The sequence below is a fragment of the Paludibacterium sp. genome, assembly GCF_019232825.1.
Classification (GTDB): Bacteria; Pseudomonadota; Gammaproteobacteria; order Burkholderiales; family Chromobacteriaceae; genus Paludibacterium.
Genome location: NZ_JAFAND010000078.1, coordinates 1 through 5093 on the forward strand (window position 1 = coordinate 1; position 5093 = coordinate 5093).

Annotated in this window: 2 protein-coding genes; one reads left to right on the forward strand and one right to left on the reverse strand. The window is 63.6% G+C overall.

Translation table 11 applies throughout. The features are described from left to right. Positions 1 to 69: 69 nt before the first annotated feature. On the reverse strand, positions 70 to 1212 hold the full coding sequence (locus tag JOZ06_RS09985) for a phospholipase D-like domain-containing protein (RefSeq protein WP_293231970.1): 1143 nt from the start codon (positions 1210 to 1212) through the stop codon (positions 70 to 72). Positions 1213 to 1496: 284 nt separating this feature from the next. On the opposite strand from JOZ06_RS09985, the gene gltB reads away from it, so the two are divergent. Further along, positions 1497 to 5093 (forward strand): glutamate synthase large subunit (gene gltB, locus JOZ06_RS09990; protein ID WP_293231972.1); only part of this gene is annotated, 3597 nt, incomplete at its 3' end.

Genomic DNA, 5093 nt, shown 5'->3' on the forward strand with positions numbered 1-5093 from the left:
GTGCCGCGCCGCGGCGCTCGGGTGCATCAGGTCCAGCACCGGTTGCTCTAGCTCGATATCACGCGGCGCTTACAGCGCCGTCCGTCGGCGCGCGCCTTTGAGCACGATTTCCGTTGCCTGCCCCAAGTCTTGAACGAACTTCACCTCCATCGCGGTGGCGATTTCCTCATCCTCGATCGCCACGTCCAACTCGCGGTTGGCCAGCCAGCTCGACAAATTGAGATTGCTTGAGCCGATGCGCGCCCAACGGCCGTCTGCGACCGCGGTTTTGGCGTGCACCATCGGCCCGTTCCATTCGAATACGCGCACGCCGGCTTCCAACAGCGGCCGGTACAACGTGCGCGAGACGGTGGCGACCCAGCCGATGTCGCTCGATCGCGGCACCAGCAGGCGCACGTCGACGCCGTCCTGCGCCGCCTGTTTCAGCGCGGTCAAATACAGGCTGGTGCCCATGAAATAGGCGTCGGTCAGCCACAGGCTCTTGCGCGCGAAACTGGCGATCAGCAAGTCGAGCCGCATCAGATGGGCGGTGGTCGGCGTGGTGGCGATCAGCCGCACCGCCACCGCGTCCTGTGACGGCGGCTGTGCCGGAGCGGGCTTGGGGGGCAAGGAGAGCGGCGCGCCGCAACTGGCCCAGCTATCGGCAAAGGCTGTCGCCGCCTCGTCGACCACTGGGCCGGCCAAATGCACGCCGGTATCGCGCCACGGCGGCAGATGCTTATCGGGATCTCCTTCCCAACGCGAGCTGATGCATAGCCCGGAAACGAAAGCCTGGCGCCGGTCGACGATCAGCAGTTTGCGGTGATTGCGGCCAAACAACGCCAGACCGCGCAACGGGTTGATCGGGTTGTAGGCGCGTACCTGGGCGCCCGCCTGGCGCAGCGGTTTGAAGAAGCCGTGCAGGTGCTCGCGCCAGCAGCCGAGCGCGTCGTACAGCAAGCAGACCTGTATGCCGGCGCGCGCCTTGTCGATCAGCGCCGTGCGCATGCGCCGCCCAAAGGCGTCGTCGCTGAACAGGTACATCTCGATGAGCACCGATTCGGCGGCGGCCTCGACCGCCCCGAGCCAAGCCGGGAAATTCTGCGCGCTGTCGAACAACAATTCGACTTGGTTGCCGGTGGTCAACGGCGCGCCGGCCGAACGGGAAAACGCTTGGTCGGCCAGGTATCGTATCGAGCGGAAGTCCGCGTCGGCGCTCTGCGGTTCTGTCATGATTTTGGCGAATGGTTAACCGATATTTGAAAGTCCGACTGTCTAACGATTGGACGCGGTGCTATCTGCATGACTATTCGACGAATTTATCATTTTACTTTAGCTGAAGTCATGATCAAATTGTGGCCGAAACCCCGTCGGATGCAGTGCAAAAAATGCGCCGATCCGGTAGATAGCTAAATGATTTTAAATAATTAATGCGGCGCACAAATAATGTGTTGCGACGCAGAAATGATGCACTTAGAATCGACTTCATTACAGCTAGATAATAACGGGCAATCACCATGGACAGACAGCGTTGGCTAGAGGGTACCTTATACCAACCGAATTTCGAACAGGATAGTTGCGGCTTTGGCTTGATCACCCAATTGGACGACAAGCCGAGCCATTGGATCGTCAAGACCGCCATCGATTCGTTGGCCAAGCTGACGCACCGCGGCGCCGTGGCTGCCGACGGCAAATCCGGCGATGGTTGCGGCCTGCTGTTCAAGAAACCGGATGGTTTTCTGCGCGAGGTGGCCGCCGCAGAGGGTATCGCGCTGAAAGCGGTGTACGCCGCCGGGCTGGTGTTCCATCACCCCGAGCAAGCGGCCGGCGCAGCGAGCGTCGCGGCGTTGCGCGCCGCGATCGAGGCGCAAGAACTGGAATACGCCGGCCTGCGTCCGGTGCCGGTCGACCCGTCCGCCTGCGGCGAGTATGCGCTGCAGACCCTGCCGGCGATCGGTCAGGTGTTCGTCAACTGTCCGTTCGGCATGGATGAAATGACGTTCTCGCGCCGGCTGTTCATGGCGCGCCGCCAGGCGGAGAAGGCCAACCAAGGCCGTGACGATTATTTCTACGTGCCGACGCTGTCGTCGCAGACCTTGTCGTACAAGGGCCTGGTGACGCCCGCCAACCTGCCGCGCTTCTTCCTCGACTTGCAGGACGAACGTTTCGAATCCAGCTTGGCGGTGTTCCACCAGCGCTTCTCGACCAATACCTGGCCGCAATGGAAGCTGGCGCAGCCGTTCCGTTTTCTGGCGCACAACGGCGAAATCAATACCGTGCAAGGCAACCGCAACTGGGCGCGGGCGCGCGAGCGCATCATGGCCTCGCCGCACCTGGACATGGAGCAGGTACGGCCGATCGTGCAGACCGACGGCTCGGACTCGATGAGCCTGGACAACATGCTCGAGGGGCTGCTGATGGGCGGCATCGGCCTGTTCCGCGCGCTGCGCCTGCTGGTGCCCCCTGCTTGGCAGAATGGCGACAGCACCGACAAGGATCTGCGCGCGTTCTACGAATTCAACTCGATGCACATGGAGCCGTGGGACGGCCCGGCCGGCATCGTGCTGACCGACGGCCGCTATGCCGCCTGCATTCTCGACCGCAACGGCCTGCGCCCGGCGCGCTGGGTGCTGACGCGCGACAATATTCTGACCATTGCGTCCGAAGTGGGCGTGTGGGACTACAAACCCGAAGACGTGGTGAAGAAGGGCCGGGTCAAGCCGGGCCAGCTGTTTGCCGCCGACCTACAGACCGGCGAGCTGCTGCTGCCGGAAGAGATCGACGCGCAGTTGAAGAGCGCCAAGCCCTACCGCCAGTGGATCAAAGACAACGCCAAATACCTGGAGCTGTCGATCGACGACGATTCGACGCTGGAGCCGATGCAGCCGGAGGAGCTGGCGACGTTCCAAAAGCTGTTCAATCTGTCGCGCGAAGAGCGCGATCAAATCCTTAAGGTGTTGGCCGCCGATGCGCAGGAACCGGTGGGGTCGATGGGCGACGACACGCCGATGGCGGTGCTGTCGAGCCAAGTGCGCTCGCCGTTCGAGTATCTGCGCCAGCAGTTCGCCCAGGTGACCAACCCGCCGATCGACCCGATCCGCGAGGCGGTGGTGATGTCGCTCAACTCGGTGTTCGGTCCCGAGCGCAATATGTTCGACGAGAGCGCCGAGCATGCCAAGCGGTTGGAAGTGCGTTCGCCGGTGCTGTCGCACGAGAAGTTCGTGCGCGTCACCACCCGGCCCGAGCCGTATCTGAAGGCGACGTCGTTCGACCTGTGCTACGACCCGTCCGAGCTCGACCTGAAAGGCGCGATCGAGCAGTTGGCCCGGCACGTGGTCGAGGCGGTGCGCGAGGGCACGGTGATCGTGGTGTTGTCCGATCGTCACGTGACGTCGAACCGGCTGCCAATTCACGCGCTGTTCGCTACCGGCGCCGTGCATCATGCGCTGATCGACAGCGGCCTGCGCTGCAAGACCAACCTGCTGGTGGAAACCGCCACCGTGCGCGACGCCCACCATATGGCCTGTCTGATTGGTGTCGGCGCCACCGCGGTGTACCCGTATCTGGCGTATCAGTCGATCATGGATCTGGTCAGCCGTGGCGAGGTGGCGCTCAAGGTTAACGAGGCACTGCAGCACTACCGCCGCGGCATCAACAAGGGATTACTGAAGGTGCTGTCCAAGATGGGCATCTCCGCCATCGCCTCGTATCGCGGCGCGCAATTGTTCGAGGGGGTCGGCCTCAACGACGAAGTGATCGCGCTGTGCATGAAGGGCATGGTGAGCCGCATTGGCGGCGCCGACTTCAGCGACTTCGCCCGCGATCAAGAAAAGCTGGCGCGCCAGGCGTTCAACCCGCTGCGCGAAATGCGCCAGGGCGGCTTGCTCAAGTATGTGCACGGCGAGGAGTACCACGCCTATAACCCGGACGTGGTGATGACGCTGCAAGAGGCGGTGCAGAACGACGACTACGCCGCCTATCTGCGCTACGCCGCGCTGGTCAACGAGCGCCCGGCGTCGATGTTCCGCGACTTGATGACGCTTAAGCTGGCCGACCAACCGGCGAATCTGGACGACGTCGAGCCGGTGGAACGCCTGCTCAAGCGCTTCGACTCGGCCGGCATGTCGCTCGGCGCGCTGTCCCCCGAGGCGCACGAGGCGCTGGCGATCGCCATGAACCGTCTGGGCGGCCGCTCCAATTCCGGCGAGGGCGGCGAAGACCCTGTGCGCTATGGCACCGAGAAGATGTCGCGCATCAAGCAGGTGGCCTCCGGCCGCTTCGGCGTGACGCCGCACTACCTGGTCAATGCCGACGTGCTGCAGATCAAGATCGCCCAAGGCGCCAAGCCGGGCGAGGGCGGCCAACTGCCAGGCGACAAGGTGTCGCCGCTGATTGCGCGTCTGCGCTGCTCGAAGCCCGGCATCAGCTTGATTTCGCCGCCGCCGCATCACGACATCTACTCGATCGAGGATCTGGCGCAGCTGATTTTCGACCTCAAGCAGGTCAACCCGCAGGCGCTGGTGTCGGTGAAGCTGGTGGCCGAGCCGGGCGTGGGCACCGTGGCCGCTGGCGTGGCCAAGGCCTACGCCGACCTGATCACCATCTCCGGCTACGACGGCGGCACTGGCGCTTCGCCGCTGACCTCGGTCAAGTACGCCGGCTCGCCATGGGAGCTTGGTCTGACTGAGGCGCAGCAGGTGCTGCGCGCGAACGGCTTGCGCGGCCGCGTGCGCGTGCAAACCGACGGCGGCTTGAAGACGGGTCTGGACGTGGTCAAGGCGGCCATCATGGGCGCCGAGAGCTTCGGCTTCGGCACCGGGCCGATGATTGCGCTCGGTTGCAAATACTTGCGCATCTGCCACCTGAACAACTGCGCCACCGGCGTGGCGACCCAGGAATTGAAACTGCGCTCCAAGTATTTCACCGGGTTGCCTGAGCGGGTGATGAACTACTTCCAGTTCGTGGCACGCGAAACGCGCGAATGGATGGCGCGCCTGGGCGTGACGCGCATGGAAGACCTGATCGGCCGCTTCGACCTGCTGGAGCTGCTGCCGGGCGAGACCGACAAGCAGCAGAAGCTGCAACTGGGCACGCTGCTGTCGCAAGGCCGTATT